The sequence below is a fragment of the Streptomyces sp. NBC_01525 genome (assembly GCF_045040405.1).
GTDB classification, from domain to species: domain Bacteria; phylum Actinomycetota; class Actinomycetes; order Streptomycetales; family Streptomycetaceae; genus Streptomyces; species Streptomyces benahoarensis.
Genome location: NZ_CP109397.1, coordinates 5,989,020 through 6,002,958 on the forward strand (window position 1 = coordinate 5,989,020; position 13,939 = coordinate 6,002,958).

At 76.2% G+C, this 13,939-nt stretch carries 12 protein-coding genes; 6 read left to right on the forward strand and 6 right to left on the reverse strand.

All coding sequences use genetic code 11. From position 1 onward, the window contains the following. Nucleotides 1-118: 118 nt before the first annotated feature. From OG422_RS26070 to OG422_RS26080, 3 genes are all read right to left on the reverse strand, one after another. Complete coding sequence (locus tag OG422_RS26070) at nt 119-469, reverse strand: VOC family protein (RefSeq protein WP_143943936.1); 351 nt, start codon at nt 467-469, stop codon at nt 119-121. A 100-nt stretch (nt 470-569) separates the two neighbouring features. Then, a complete protein-coding gene (locus OG422_RS26075) occupies nt 570-1,385 on the reverse strand; it encodes a class I SAM-dependent methyltransferase (RefSeq protein ID WP_143943935.1) in 816 nt (271 codons plus the stop codon). A gap of 150 nt (nt 1,386-1,535) precedes the next feature. After that, on the reverse strand, nt 1,536-3,020 hold the full coding sequence (locus tag OG422_RS26080) for a bifunctional phosphatase PAP2/diacylglycerol kinase family protein (RefSeq protein ID WP_405746201.1): 1,485 nt from the start codon (nt 3,018-3,020) through the stop codon (nt 1,536-1,538). Nucleotides 3,021-3,309: 289 nt separating this feature from the next. Here OG422_RS26080 and OG422_RS26085 point away from each other — a divergent pair, with 289 nt between their 5' ends. From OG422_RS26085 to OG422_RS26095, 3 genes are all read left to right on the forward strand, one after another. Then, the gene (locus tag OG422_RS26085) at nt 3,310-3,750 is read left to right on the forward strand and encodes a GNAT family N-acetyltransferase (protein WP_405746204.1); all 441 of its coding nucleotides are present in this window, start codon (nt 3,310-3,312) and stop codon (nt 3,748-3,750) included. 514 nt (nt 3,751-4,264) lie between these two features. Continuing rightward, nucleotides 4,265-5,470 (forward strand): aminotransferase class I/II-fold pyridoxal phosphate-dependent enzyme, encoded by a 1,206-nt coding sequence (locus tag OG422_RS26090; protein ID WP_405747992.1) that lies wholly within the window; start codon nt 4,265-4,267, stop codon nt 5,468-5,470. 160 nt (nt 5,471-5,630) lie between these two features. Further along, a complete protein-coding gene (locus OG422_RS26095) occupies nt 5,631-6,743 on the forward strand; it encodes an MBL fold metallo-hydrolase (protein ID WP_405746207.1) in 1,113 nt (370 codons plus the stop codon). A 76-nt stretch (nt 6,744-6,819) separates the two neighbouring features. Here OG422_RS26095 and OG422_RS26100 read toward each other — a convergent pair whose 3' ends face one another. Beyond that, a complete protein-coding gene (locus OG422_RS26100; protein WP_405746210.1) occupies nt 6,820-7,440 on the reverse strand; it encodes a DedA family protein in 621 nt (206 codons plus the stop codon). After that, the gene (locus tag OG422_RS26105) at nt 7,437-8,228 is read right to left on the reverse strand and encodes an MBL fold metallo-hydrolase (RefSeq protein WP_143944391.1); all 792 of its coding nucleotides are present in this window, start codon (nt 8,226-8,228) and stop codon (nt 7,437-7,439) included. The genes OG422_RS26100 and OG422_RS26105 overlap by 4 nt, the downstream gene beginning before the upstream one ends. Nucleotides 8,229-8,402: 174 nt before the next feature. Here OG422_RS26105 and OG422_RS26110 point away from each other — a divergent pair, with 174 nt between their 5' ends. From OG422_RS26110 to OG422_RS26120, 3 genes are all read left to right on the forward strand, one after another. After that, entirely contained in the window at nt 8,403-10,544 is a 2,142-nt protein-coding gene (locus tag OG422_RS26110) for a phage holin family protein (protein WP_405746214.1), read from the forward strand. 223 nt (nt 10,545-10,767) lie between these two features. Next, entirely contained in the window at nt 10,768-12,183 is a 1,416-nt protein-coding gene (locus OG422_RS26115) for an amino acid permease (RefSeq protein ID WP_143944817.1), read from the forward strand. A 139-nt stretch (nt 12,184-12,322) separates the two neighbouring features. Beyond that, nucleotides 12,323-12,631 (forward strand): 4a-hydroxytetrahydrobiopterin dehydratase, encoded by a 309-nt coding sequence (locus tag OG422_RS26120; RefSeq protein ID WP_143944816.1) that lies wholly within the window; start codon nt 12,323-12,325, stop codon nt 12,629-12,631. A gap of 59 nt (nt 12,632-12,690) precedes the next feature. On the opposite strand, the gene OG422_RS26125 is transcribed toward OG422_RS26120, so the two are convergent. After that, nucleotides 12,691-13,857, reverse strand: a complete 1,167-nt coding sequence (locus tag OG422_RS26125; protein ID WP_405746219.1) for a YihY/virulence factor BrkB family protein — start codon at nt 13,855-13,857, stop codon at nt 12,691-12,693. Nucleotides 13,858-13,939: the final 82 nt, after the last annotated feature.

Genomic DNA, 13,939 nt, shown 5'->3' on the forward strand with positions numbered 1-13,939 from the left:
GACTGGGTACGGGTGGCGTTGCGTGGACGGCCTCGTACGGGTGACTTCGTGGGGGCGGTGCGGCCGTCGGCACGGGTGCCCGGGGCAGCACCGCCCGTCGGCCGGTGCTGTGGGTGCGTCAGCCGCTCTGTCGGTCGACGTATTCGAAGATCGAACCGTCCGGGTGGCGGGCGATGAGGTTGCGGCCGATCGGTGTCGGCAGCGGACCGGCGATGATCTCCGCGCCGACCGCCCGCAGATCTGTCACCGCCTCGTCCACATCCTTGACGGCCAGCGTCGCGGTCACCTTCGACAGCACCGAAAGCTCCGCCTCCGGCCCGCTCATGAGGAAGAAACAGCCCACCGCCGCGACCGCGACCGGACCGTGCTGGAAGCGCACGGCCTCGGTCCCGGTCAGCCGCTCGTAAACACCGACGGCGGCGTCCAGATCGCCGACGCACACCCGCAAGGAGGTCCCCAGAATGTCCATACGGCGAAGGGTAGTTGAGCAGGGGCACGGTGCGCGATCAGCGGATTCGGGACAGGGGTCGGGGCGGGCGAGGTCGTCCGCGCCGACGTGCCCCGCGGCGTCACACCCGGCAGAGGATCTCGCCGTGCAGCACCGCGAACCAGGCGTCCTCCTCGGCGCCCCACGTCCGCCACGTCGCCGCGATCTCCGTCAGCTCCCGCGGGGTGGCGTGCCCGCCGTCCACCGCCAGCTTCGCGTACCCGGAGGAGACCGTGCGGTCCGCCCACAGCCCGCTCCACCAGGCGCGCTCCTCGGGGGTGCGGTAGCACCAGGTGCCGGCGGTCGCGGTGACCGCCTCCGGGGCGAAGCCCGCCTGCCGCGCCCAGGCGTGCAGGCGGCGTCCGGCGTCCGGCTCACCGCCGTTGGCGCGCGTCACCCGCTCGTAGAGGTCCAGCCACGCGTCCATGCCGGGGACCTCCGGATACCACGTCATCGCCGCGTAGTCCGCGTCGCGCACGGCGACGATGCCGCCGGGCCTGGTCACCCGGCGCATCTCCCGCAGCGCCTGGACGGGATCGCCGACGTGCTGGAGCACCTGATGGGCGTGGGTCACACAGAAGGTGTCGTCCGGGTAGTCCAGTGCGTGGACGTCACCGACCGCGAAGCGGACGTTGGTCAGGCCCCGGTCCTCGACGGTGGCGCGGGCCTTCTCCAGGATCCCGGACGCGTGGTCGAGGGCGGTGACCCGCCCGTCCGGCACCAGCTCGGCCAGATCGGCCGTGATGGTGCCGGGACCGCAGCCGATGTCCAGCACCTCCATGTGGGGACGGAGCGAACCCAGCAGGTACGCGGCCGAGTTGGCGGCGGTGCGCCAGGTGTGCGAGCGGAGGACGGACTCGTGGTGGCCATGGGTGTAGACGGCGGTCTCCTGCGGCATGCGGTCTCCTTCGCGGCGTCGGGCGGCGGCCCCGCGCTCCGGCGGGCCGCCCAGGGTGCCCCTGGGGCGCCCGCGCCGCAGCAGCGCGGACGCCCTCGCGGCGTGGTGGTTTCACCGTACGCCGCTATCTCGTATCGCGAGAGAGGCGTCTCAAGATTCGGGCGGCAGGCGGTAGACCGTCAGTGCCTCGTTCTCCTTTGTCAGCGTCAACGGGCCTGGCATGGAGGTGACTTCACCGTCGTACGCCAGGTCCGTGCCGTCCGGCAGACCGCCGATCCGCAGGCTGCGCAGCCGCGCCTCCTTGAGTACGGGGGAGGCGCGCGGGGTGCCGGTCAGCGCCGCCACCAGCAGCCGGGTGCGGGCCAGTCGCCCGGCCCGCACCACCCGTACGTCGAGGACTCCGTCGGCCGGATCGTGGCGGCGTACGGGCGTCAGCCCCAGGCCGCGGTAGGAGCAGTTGCCGACGAACAGCATCCACAGCTGCATCCGGCGGCCGTTGATCTCGGCGGACACCGGCTTCGCGGTGCGCAGCACGTGCCAGGCGGCGAGCACCCCCGCGGGCCAGGCGCCGATCGTGCCCGCCCAGCGTTCCCGCAGCCGTACCAGCTCCGGATAGGCGCCGATCGAGAAGGTGTTGAGGAAGTACCGCCCCTCGCGGTGCGGCGCGGCGCGGAAGCGCGCCAGGTCGACGGCGACCGCCTCACCGTCCTCCACGGCGCGCGCGGCCTCACCGACCGTCTCGATGCCCAGGTCGTAGGCGAAGTGGTTGTGGGTGCCGCCGGGCAGCACCGCCAGCGGCAGTCCGTACCGGACCGCGATGGCGGCCGCCGCGTTGACGGTGCCGTCGCCGCCGAACACGCCCAGTGCGCCGCCGCACCGCTTGGCGTTCTCCGCGGCCTCCTCCAGCGCCTTGCCCAGATCGGGGGCGTCCGGTCCGCCGCAGGTCACGACCGTGGCGCGGGGCAGCGCCCCGTGCACCTCCGGCGCCCGGTCCGGCCGGGTCCCGCCGCGCTGCCCCGACCCCTGGTTCGCCACCACGAACAGCCCGCGGCCGCCGGGCAGCGCGGGCGCGTCGGCGCGCGGCCGGGCCGGGGGCGCCAGCTGGGCCCGGGTCGGGGCGAGGCCGCGGACCGCGAAGGCGGCCCCGGCGCCGAGCGCGGCGCCCGCCAGCACATCGCCGGGATAGTGCACCCCCGTGTAGACACGGGAGAACGCCACGGACGCGGCGAGCGGCGCCAGCGCCAGCCCCCACCACTTGTTCTCGAAGGCGACCCCGGTGGCGAAGGCGACCGCGGACGCCGTATGCCCCGACGGGAACGACGAGGTGAAGGGCCGGCGCCGCAGACGGCGTATGACGGGCACCGGGTCCAGCAGCGGGCGTGTGCGCCGTACGGAGCGTTTGCCCAGGGTGTTGACGGTCGCGGACGCCACGGCGAGGGAGGCGACCCCGCGCACGGCGGCCCGGCGCGCCGGGCGGCCCCCGAGCGCCGCGGCCCCGGCCGCGAGCCCCAGCCAGAGCAGCCCGTGATCCGCACCGCGGGTCAGCCGCGGCAGCACCTGCTGCGCGCCGGGCCACTCGCGCGTGGCAATGGTGGCGAAGAGCCGTCGGTCGACACGGGCGAGGAGTGATCGCATGCGGCCTCTTGTACCCCAGGTGGGGGGTGCGATACGGGGATGTTGCCGGGGTGGGCGTCGCCGTGGCGGGGCCGGGGCCGCCGTTGCCCCGGGCCCGAGGGGCCAGGGCGTTCTGGGGTGGCTCGGCGTTCCGGGGCGGTGGCCGGGCGTGCTGCGAGGTCGGGTATTCCTGGCCGGTGGCCGGTGGCCGGTGGCCGGTGGCCGGTGTGCGGGGTGCGGGGTGGGTCGGCGGCCGGTGGCCGCCGGAAAACCGCCTGCCCGCCGCGCCCCGGTGTGTTTTTCTTCCGGGATGATCAGGAACCGTGACGCCGCCGACCTCGACGCCTGCGCGGCGGTGCTGGCCGAGGTGCACCGCCACAACGGCTACCCGCACCACTGGCCCGCCGACCCGGCACGCTGGCTCACCCCCGACGGCCTCACCGCCGCCTGGGTGGCCGAGGAGTCCGGCGTGATCGTCGGTCACGCCGCCCTGTGCGGCCCGGAGATCAGCCGCCTCTACGTCCACCCCGCCGCCCGCGGCAACGGCGTCGGCGGCAGCCTGCTGCGCACCGCCCACGACACGGCGCTCGCGCACGGCCGCGCACCGGTCCTGGAGGTCAAGGCCACCGACCACACGGCCGTCGCCCTGTACGAACGCCACGGCTGGACCCGCACCGCCACCGAGGAACAGGAGTGGCAGCCGGGGGAGCGGGTGGTGATCCACCGTTACCGGGCGGGGCGGGGCGACTGAGCGGAGGCTCGGCAAGGCACCGGCTCGGCCGGGGTCGGCTCCGGCCCGCCGTGGGCCCGGTCCCGGACCACCGGGGGATCGGCCCTGGACCGCTCCGCCGTGACCTGGCCCCCGCCGCTCGTCCCGGCTCGGGCCCGGCCGCTCAACCCGAAGCGCCCTCAGCCCACCCGGCCCGGCCGCAGGCCCCGGATCCGCCCCGGCCGCCCACCCCGAAGCGCCCCCGGCCCGCCCCCGCCCCACCGGGCCGGCATACGCACCTCGTACGCACGCCCACCCCCTGCCCCATTCGTATGGCACCGGGGTCGTCAGATCCGGCCGGGTGGGCGTGGCGCGGGGTCCGCTGACGTGTCGGGGGCGTCTGGGGCGTGGGATCTGCCAAGGTGGGCCGGGCGTGATTCATGTGATGGGCCCACGAACGACCCGCGCGGTCGACATCCGGTCGGCGCACCGGCGGTGCCGCGACCGGCGGCCGTCGGCGGCCCACCGTCCCGTCGTGTGCACTGTGGAGGTACGGATGCAGCGGACCGCACCGGATCCGCGGCCGGAGCCCGCCCCGGAACCGCCCGGCCTCCCGGTGCTCCCCGAACTCGCCGACCGTCTCGCCGCCGCGGCCGGGCGCGCCGAGCCGGAACCGCCCGGCGGCTCCGGGGAGCTGCGTACCGCCGCCGCCGGATACGCCGAGCGCCGCGGCCCGGCCGCCGACCCCGACCGCCTGCTCGTCGGCCCCGGCGCGCCCGCCCTGCTCCTCGCGCTGTACGCGGCGGTGGGCGGCGCCGTGGTGCTGCCCCGGCCCTGTGCCGCCTGGTACGCGCCGCCCGCCCGGCTGCTCGGCCGGGCCGTGCACCTCGCGCCCGTACCGGCCGAATCGGGCGGCGCGCCGGACCCGTTCGCCTTTCTGGAGACCGTGCGGCGGGCCCGGATGGAGGGGGCGGAGCCCGGGGTGCTGGTGCTGTCCGTCGCCGACGATCCGACCGGTACCTGTCCGCCGCCCGAGCTGCTGCACGAGGTCTGTGAGGCGGCCGTGGGGGAGGGGATGTGGGTGGTCAGCGACGAGACGCGCCGCGATCTGCTGCACGATCCGCACGACACGGTGGTGGTCAGCCCGGCCGAGATGCTGCCCGCGGACGTCGTGGTGCTGACCGATCTGCGTGCCACCCTGCTGCCCGCGTCCTGGCCGGTCGGGGTCGTCCGGTTCCCCGCGGGGGAGCGCGGCGCCGCGCTGCGCGCCGTCGCCCTGGGCGCGCTGACCGCCGCGTCCACCCCGCTGCCCGGACCTTTCGCCGACGCCGCCGGGTACGCGCTCGGCGAACCCGCCGCGGTCCGCGCCCGCACCGCGGCCGCCGCCCGGCTGCACGGCACCCTCGCCGCCGCCCTCTACCGCACCCTCACCGCCGCCGGTGCGCTCTGCCGCCCGCCGCACTCCGGCAGCCACCTCTACGCCGACCTCGAACCGCTCCGCCGTCATCTGTCCGCCGCCGGGGTCACCGGAGCGGCGGCGCTGGAGCGGGAGTTGGCGCCCTGGGCGGCGCGCGGCGGGCACCGTTTCGGCGACGACCCCGGCGCGCTCCGCGTCCGCCTGAGCACCGACGCGCTCCTCGGACCCGACGCGGACGCCCGCCGCTCCGTCCTGGACGCCCCCGACCCGCTGCGCACCGCCCCGGTCGCCGAGGCACTGACCGGGCTGGACCGCGCGCTGACCGCCCTGACCACCGGCGGCTGACCGCCCGCCCGCACCGATATCCGACACGGACCGCCGCCCGCCCACGCCCGTATCCGCCCTGGCCCGCCGTCCGCACGAATCCCCTCCACCCCGCCCGGCCCACCGGCACCCCGCCGCCCCCTGGCCGCGTCGTCCCACCTCACCGAAAGGGAGCCCCGCGATGACCGAACAGACCGAGCGCTCCGTCCCCGCGTCCCCGCACACCGGGCCCGCCGCGCCCCCGGGACCGTCCGTCGTGGCCCGATCTGCCGTAGGGCGTCCCGGCGCGCCCGTCCGCCCCGGTGCCCCGCCGCTCACCGCACCCCGGCCACTGGCTGAACCCCGCACCTGGCCGCGGGACTTCACGGACCGGCTGACCGCGCCGCTGCCCGGCGTCCGGGCGCTGGCCCGTATCGCGCGGGAGGGCAAGCTGCGGCCCGTGCCGGAGACGATGGCGCAGATCCAGGACCTGCCGTTCGCGCCCGGCCCGCTCCCGGCCGCCGGGCCCGCCACCACCGCCGTCACCTGGGCCGGTCACGCCAGCTGGATCGTCCGCATCGGCGGGCTGACCGTCCTGACCGACCCGGTCTGGTCCCGCAAGATCCTCGGCACCCCCGCCCGGGTCACGCCCGTCGGCGTCCGCTGGGAGGATCTGCCGCCGGTCGACGCGGTGGTCATCAGCCACAACCATTACGACCACCTCGACGCCCCCACCCTCAAGCGGCTGCCCCGCACCACCCCGCTGCTGCTCCCGGCGGGCCTCGCGCCCTGGGCCCGTCGGCGCGGGTTCACCGCCGTCACCGAACTGGACTGGTGGGAGGCGGTCGAACTGCCCGCGCCCGGCGGGCCCGTACGCGTCGACTTCGTCCCCGCGCACCACTGGAGCAAACGCACCCTCCTCGACACCTGCCGCACCCTGTGGGGCGGCTGGGTGCTCACCGCGCCCGACGGCCGCCGGGTGTACTTCGCCGGGGACACCGGCTACGGCCACTGGTTCGAGGAGATCGGCCGCCGCCACCCGGGCATCGAGGTGGCGATGCTGCCGATCGGCGCGTACGACCCGCGGTGGATGCTGCGGCCGGTGCACACCGACCCCGAGGAGGCGGTCCGCGCCTGCCAGGATCTCGGTGCGCGGGCGCTGGCCCCCATGCACTGGTCGACGTTCCTGCTCTCCGGTGAGCCGCCGATGGAGCCGCTGCACCGGGTCCGCGCCGCCTGGCAGGCCACCGGACGGCCCCGCGAGGACCTCTGGGACCTGCCCGTCGGCTCCTCCCGCGTCCTGCCCGGGACCTGACGCCGTTTCACATCCCGCCGCGCGGCTCCCGGGCCCGTAAGGGCTGTCCCGCAATCCCTGGCGGGCGCGCGAGGGATCACGAGACAGCCCGTACCCGCCGCCACAGCGCCGGGACCGCGCCGACCAGCACCGTCAGCGCCACCGCCGCCGCCACGCCCTGCCACGGACTGCCGAACAGCGAACCGCCCGCCACCCCGATGAGCTGGTACGTCGCCGTCCAGGCCAGGCAGGCGGGCGCGTCGCCGCGGGCGAAGGTACGCAGCGGCATCCGTGACAGCAGGCACGCCAGCATCACCGGGATCCGCCCGGCCGGAACCAGCCGCGACACCACCAGCACCAGCCCCCCGTGCGCCCGCAGCTGCTCCTGGGCCTGCGCCAGCCGTTCGGGCGCCGCCCGGTCGCGCAGCCGCTCCGGCCACCGCGAACCGCTCCCGGCGCGCAGCCCACGGGCGCCCAGCGCGTACAGGCCCATATCGCCGAGGAACGCCGCGACCGACGCCACCACGAAGACGCCGAGCAGGGCGAACGGCGACGCATGGTGGAACGCGACCACCGCCGCCGAGCTGACCACCGCACCCGTCGGCACCACCGGCACCAGCGACCCCAGCACCACCAGCAGGAAGAGCGACGGATAGCCCACCGCCTGCTGCGTCGACTCCGGCGGCACCCCGGCCGCCAGCACCGCGCCGAGCGTCATCGCGCGACCACCGGCCGGACCCGCTCGCCGTGCGCGGGCCGGTACACCCGCACCCCGGGCGCCAGCGCCGCGGCCTGCCGCTCGAACTCCTGGCCCGGCGCGTGGAACTCGTGCGGCCGCACCGCGTCCAGCCCGATCGGCCAGTACGTGCCGTAGTGCACCGGCACGGCACACACCGGGCCGAGCAGCGCCGCCGCCCGGGCCGCGCGCCGCGCGTCGAGATGCCCGCTCCCCAGGAACGGCCCCCAGCCGCCGACCGGCAGCAACGCCACCTCGCACTCCCCGACCGCCTCCGCCATCGCGTCGTACAGCCCGGTGTCGCCCGCGAAGTACGTCCGCGCGGCGCCCTCAACGACATAGCCCAGGGCGGGCACGCGGTGCGGCCCGTACGGCAGCCGCCGTCCGTCGTGGGCCGCCGGGACCGCGGTGACCGTGACCGTGCCCGCGGGGTCCGCCGCCACCGTCTCGCCGGGCGCCACCTCCGTCAGCCGCAGCCCGTGCGCGAGCGCGACCCGCCGCAGGGCGGGCACCGCGGCGGCCGCGCCCCGGGGCACCACCACCCGGGTGCCGGGCGCGAGCCGGGCGAGGGAGGCGGGGTGCAGATGGTCGGCGTGCAAATGGGAGACGACGACGAGATCGGCGCGGGCGGCCTCGGGCGGTGGCAGGGCGCCGCGCCGCCGCCGCAGATGGGCCAGGCGGCGGGCGAACAGCGGATCGGTGAGCACCCGCACCCCGGAGTCCTCGATCGTCGCGGTGGCATGCCCCCACCAGGTGATCTCCACCGGCACCGCGGACCTCCCGACTCCCGGCGCCGGGCCGACTCCCGCACGCCGCCCATCGATCCTGCCTCATCCGCGCCCCGCGCCCGGCCCCGGGGCCGGGCGCGGGGCCAAGGTGACGAAAGCCCGTACACCCGTCCCTTCCCATCCATTGCGGGGCCAAGGCCGGGGACCGGTGCGTATATGACACGCTGGGGCGGACGCCCGTGCCGCCGGCCCGGGGCCGGAGCGGAAGAGAGGAAGGCCGTGACCGGGCGGTGGAGAACCCTCGGCGGCGCCGTGCTGCGCATACTCGCCGTCTGGGCGGTGTCCAGCCTCACCCTGCTGCTCCTCGCCGCGGTGCTGCCGGACTTCCGCCTCCAGTCGCCCGGCGGCGACAGCCTCACCCGCACCGCGCTGACCGCCGTCCTGGGCGCCGGCGCCTTCGGCCTCCTCGGCGCGCTGGTCTGGCCGCTGCTGGTCCGCGCGTTCCTGCTGGTCCCCGCCCTCGTCCTGGGCCTGCTGGTCTTCTTCCTCAACGGCTCGCTGCTGCTCGTCGCCCTCGCCCTGCTCCCCGAGGGCCGCGGCCAGGTCGCCCCCGAGACCGCCGTGATCGTCGCCGCCGTGATGTCCGCGACTTCCTCGGCCACCTCCGCCTTCCTCGCCGTCCGCAACGACGAGGCGTACCGCAGACGGCTGGTGCGGCTCGCCGGACGCCGCGCCCGCCGCGCCGGGGCCGCCGGGGCCCGCACCCCCGGCACCCTCTTCGTCCAGCTCGACGGCGTCGGCCACGACGTGCTCCGCGACGCGAGTGGGGGCGAGCGGCCGCTGATGCCGACCGTGGCCCGCTGGCGCGCCGACGGCCACCACCTCACGCCCTGGCACGCCGACTGGTCCAGCCAGACCGGCGCCAGTCAGCTCGGCATCCTGCACGGCACCAACCACGACCTGCCCGCCTTCCGCTGGTACGAGAAGGAGAGCGGCCACACCCTCGTCAGCAACCGGCCCACCAGCGCCGCCGAACTCCAGCGCCGTGCGGTGGCCCGCACCGGCGACCCCGGGCTGCTCGCCGACGACGGCGCCAGCCGCGGCAACCTCTTCAGCGGCGGCGCCGACCAGGTCGCCCTCGTCATGTCGGTCGCCGCCCGCCGTGGCCGCGCCACCCGCTCCCGCGCCGGATACTTCGCCTACTTCTCCGACCCGGCCAACGCCACCCGCACCGCCGTCTCCTTCGCCGCCGAACTCTTCCGCGAGACCGGCCAGGCGCTCCGCAGCCGCCTGCGCCGCGAGACACCGCGGGTGGGACGCGGCGGCCTCTACCCCGTCCTCCGCGCCTTCGCCACCGTCGTCGAACGCGATGTGGTGGTCGCCGCGATCGTCGGCGACCTCCTCGCCGGACGCACCGCCGTCTACGCGGACCTCGTCGCCTACGACGAGGTCGCCCACCACTCCGGGCCGCGCCACCGCGACACCCACCAGGTGCTCCGCAGCCTCGACCGGGCCCTCGCCCTCCTCGCCCAGGCCGCCCGGCACGCCCCGCGCCCGTACCGCATCGTGCTCCTCTCCGACCACGGGCAGAGCCCCGGGGCGACATTCCTGGAGCGCTACGGACTGAGCCTGGGCGACCTCGTACGCGCCGGGTGCGGGCTGCCGGTGCCGCGCCGGGTGCGGCGTACCCACAGCGGCGCCGAGGCGCGGGAAGCGGCGCGCGCCGCGCTGGGCAGGCCCGAGGACACCGACGGCCACAGCGCCGCCTCCCAGCCGGTGGTGCTGGCCTCCGGCAACCTCGGCCTGGTGTCGTTCCCGGACATGCCAGGCCGGGTCACCCGCGAGGAGCTGGACCGCCGCAACCCGGCACTCCTTGGCACCCTCGCCCACCACCCCGGCATCGGCTTCCTGCTGGTCCGTTCGGCGGAGCACGGCGCGGTGGTGCTCGGCCCGGCCGGCGCCGAACACCACCTCGACACCGGCCGGATCCTCGGCGCCGATCCGCTCGCCCCGTTCGGCCCGGGCGCGGCCGACGCGGTGCGCCGCACCGACGGCTTCCCGCACGTCGCCGACATCATGGTCAACTCCGCCTACGACCCGGCCACCGGCGAGGTGCACGCCTTCGAGGAGCAGATCGGCTCGCACGGCGGCCTCGGCGGCGACCAGAGCCGCCCGTTCCTCCTGGCCCCCGCCGACCTCTCACCCCCGGTCCCCGACGGCGCCCCGCCCCTGACCGGCGCCGCGCAGGTGCACCACGTCCTGCGCCGCTGGCTGCGCGAGGCGGCGGAAAACCACCCTGCCGCCGCCCCGGCCGCCACCTCGGCCCACGGGGGCGTCCGGGTCGCCGACGAGGCGTGAGCGCACCCCGCACCGGCGCCCCCGCACGCCCCGGACCAGCGCGTACGCCCCGTCGGAGGGCCGCAGCGGTTTTCCGTCCGTCGCCCGCCAGGCCGTAGATCCTCCGTCCCGGCGAATGGTTGACGGGAGCATTCGCGGCGATTTTGCGCCCCGCCCCGAACCGGTAACGATGTGCATCAGTCCGGCACACCGGACACCCGGTACGACGAGAGACACCCACTCCATGCACCCCAGCCCCGACGAGCGGCACCCCGGGACGGGTGCGGCCACCGACGCACCCGAGCCGACCCGCCGCTTCGGTCTCGCCACCGCCACCTGCCTGGTGATGGGCAACATCATCGGCGGCGGCATCTTCCTGCTCCCCGCGTCGGTCGCCCCGTTCGGCACGGTCAGCCTCGTCGCCTTCGGTGTCCTCACCCTCGGCGCCGTGGCCCTCGCCCTGGTCTTCGGCAAGCTGGCCCGCCGCCACCCGGACACCGGCGGGCCCTACGTCTACGCCCGGGAGGCGTTCGGCGACTTCGCCGGGTTCCTGTCGGCCTGGTCGTACTGGACCCTCACCTGGGTCAGCAACGCGGCCCTCGCGGTCGCCGCCGTCGGGTACGTCCACGTCCTGCTGCCGGGCCACGCGGGGCGCGGCACCGACCTCGTCGTCGCGCTGGCCGCGCTGTGGCTCCCGGCGCTCTCCAACCTCGCCGGGACCCGCTACGTCGGCGCCGTGCAGATGGTCTCCACGGTCTTGAAGTTCGTCCCGCTGCTGTTCATCGCCGTCGTCGGCCTGTTCTTCTTCGACCCGGCCAACCTCGGCTCGTTCACCGAGGGCGGCACCGGCACCCTCGGCGGACTGTCGGCCGCCGCCGCGATCCTGCTCTACAGCTACGTCGGTGTGGAGTCCGCGGCGATGAGCGCGGGCGAGGTCCGCGACCCGGGGCGCAACGTCGGCCGCGCCACGGTCCTCGGCACCCTCGGCGCCGCCCTGGTCTACCTCCTGGGCACCGTCGCCGTCTTCGGCACCGTCTCCCACGACAAGCTGATCCACTCCAAGGCGCCGCTCTCGGACGCGGTCAACGCGATGTTCGGCGGCCACTGGGGCGGCACCCTCATCGCCGCCGCCGCCGTCATCTCGATCGTCGGCGCCCTCAACGGCTGGACGCTGATGAGCGCGCAGTCCCCGTACGCCGCCGCGCAGGACGGCCTCTTCCCCGCCGCCTTCCTCACCAAGCGGCGCGGTGTGCCGACCTTCGGTGTGATCGCCGCCGCGGTGCTGGCCAGCGGCCTGACGGTGATCAACTACCTGCTGGGCTCCGGCGGCGTCTTCGAGATCCTGGTGCTCATCACCACCTTCTCGGCCACCGTCCCGTACCTCCTCGCGGCCGGGGCACAGATCTACTTCCTGCTCACCGGGGAGCGCGACCGGGTCCGCCCGGGCCGCTTCGTCCGCGACCTGACCCTGGCGCTCGCCGCGTTCGGCTTCACCTTCTGGCTCGTCGCCGGGGCCGGGTACGCCGCGATCTACCAGGGCGTGCTGTTCCTCTTCGCCGGGATCCTCGTCTACGCCTGGATGGCGGCGCGCCGCACGGGACGCGGGCCGCGTGCCGCGGGCGCCGAACCGGCCCACCTCGGGGACGCTCCCACGTCGTAACCGGGCGGCCCGGCCCCGCCGCCGGGCGCCCGCCCGGGCCCGCATGCCACGCTGGAAGCCGGTACGGGCCCGACTCCCGTACCGGCCCGCCCGGTGCGGAGCGGCCGCGCCGGGACACGACGAGAGGGAGGCGACGGGGATGCCCCAGCCGGAACCGCTCAGTGACCAGGACATCGCCGCACGGCTCGGGGACCTGCCGGGCTGGTCGGTCTCCGAGGGCCTGCTGCGCCGCGGCTACCACTTCGCGGGCCACTTCCCGGCCGCCGCGATGGTCCTCCACATCGCGCAGATCCAGGAGGAACTGGGCCACCACGCCGAGCTGACCCTCGGCTACAACCGGCTCGCCGTCGCAGTGAACACCCACAGCGTGGGCGGCCGGATCACGGCCCTCGACTTCGGTCTGGCCCACCGGATCGAGGCCATCGCCTCGGGCCACGGGGCCGACTGAGCCGGTACGCGGGGCGGGGGCCGGGCCGGGCGGTGTGCCGTCGGCCCGGCCGTGACGCGTCAGCCCGAGGAGCGGGTGAAACCGGGGCCGGGGCGCGGGACCTTGCCGGTGGGCCGTACGAGGGGCTCCGCGGCCGGGCCGGGGGCGGGCTTCGGTACGGAATCCGGTGACGGCTCCGCCGCGGGCTCCGGCACCGGTACGGGCTCCGGCGCGGGCCCCGGCTCCGGCGCGGGCCCCGGCTCCGGCGCGGGCCCCGGCTCCGCCGCGGGCCCCGGCTCCGCCGCGGGCCCCGGCTCCGGCGCGAGCCCGGGGGAGGCGTCCCCCTCGCCGCCGTCGCCATCCGCCCCGTCCCACCCCGCCCGCCGCAGCTCCACGTTGAACTGGGCACCCGAGAGCAGCGACAGGTGGGAGAACCACAGCCAGATCAGGAAGACCACCGGACCGGCCAGCGACCCGTAGAGCCGGTTGAACGTGCCGACGTACGACGCGTAGAACGTGAACGCCGCCGACGAGACCAGCCACATCAGCACCGCGACCACCCCGCCCGGCACGGCGCGGGGCACCCCGCGCGAGGGCGGCGGGCCGGAGCGGTACAGCACCATCACCAGCACCACGGCCAGCAGCAACAGCAGTGGCCACTGGAGGAGGTTCCAGGTCTGCTCACCGGCCTCGCCCAGGCCCAGTGTCCGGCCCAGCGCCGTCGCGATCGGCCCGCTGACCAGCAGCGCCACGGCCGAGCTGATGAGCAGCGCGATCAGCAGCAGCGCGGTGGCGAGGATGCGCGGCGCCTTGCGCCACGGCGGCCGGTCGTCCTTCGTACGGTGCATGGCGTGCAGCGCCCGCCGGAACACCGCCAGATAGCTGCACGACGACCAGACCGCGCTGACCAGGGCACCGCCGACCAGCATCCAGGCGGCGGTGCGCTGATGCGCCATGCCCACCAGCGCCCGCCGCAGCGTGGGCCCGGAGTCGGCCGGTGCCAGCGACGTCAGATGGTTGATCAACTGCTCGGTGGCCGGGGGATCGGCGAGCCCGATCAGCGACACCGTCACGATCGTCGAGGGCAGCAGCGCCAGCACCGAGTAGTACGTCAGGCTGGCCGCCCAGTCCGTCACATCGTCGTGCCACACCGAGAGCGGCGTACGGCGCAGCGCGGTACGGCACTGGCGCGCCGTCGGCAGCGCGCGCCGCATCCGCCCGCGGCGCGGGGCGGTCCCGGTGCTCACCCGGACCTCCCGCGAAGACGCGGCGCGCCCGGCGGCGTGCGGTGCGGCCCGCGGCGGATACCGCTCCCGGCCATGTCGTGTC

Bases quoted from the DNA above. Each gene is read 5' to 3' on its own strand.
- OG422_RS26070 (WP_143943936.1), bottom strand. From the start codon at position 469: ATGGACATTCTGGGGACCTCCTTGCGGGTGTGCGTCGGCGATCTGGAC.
- OG422_RS26075 (WP_143943935.1), bottom strand. From the start codon at position 1,385: ATGCCGCAGGAGACCGCCGTCTACACCCATGGCCACCACGAGTCCGTC.
- OG422_RS26080 (WP_405746201.1), bottom strand. From the start codon at position 3,020: ATGCGATCACTCCTCGCCCGTGTCGACCGACGGCTCTTCGCCACCATT.
- OG422_RS26085 (WP_405746204.1), top strand. From the start codon at position 3,310: ATGATCAGGAACCGTGACGCCGCCGACCTCGACGCCTGCGCGGCGGTG.
- OG422_RS26090 (WP_405747992.1), top strand. From the start codon at position 4,265: ATGCAGCGGACCGCACCGGATCCGCGGCCGGAGCCCGCCCCGGAACCG.
- OG422_RS26095 (WP_405746207.1), top strand. From the start codon at position 5,631: ATGACCGAACAGACCGAGCGCTCCGTCCCCGCGTCCCCGCACACCGGG.
- OG422_RS26100 (WP_405746210.1), bottom strand. From the start codon at position 7,440: ATGACGCTCGGCGCGGTGCTGGCGGCCGGGGTGCCGCCGGAGTCGACG.
- OG422_RS26110 (WP_405746214.1), top strand. From the start codon at position 8,403: ATGACACGCTGGGGCGGACGCCCGTGCCGCCGGCCCGGGGCCGGAGCG.
- OG422_RS26115 (WP_143944817.1), top strand. From the start codon at position 10,768: ATGCACCCCAGCCCCGACGAGCGGCACCCCGGGACGGGTGCGGCCACC.
- OG422_RS26120 (WP_143944816.1), top strand. From the start codon at position 12,323: ATGCCCCAGCCGGAACCGCTCAGTGACCAGGACATCGCCGCACGGCTC.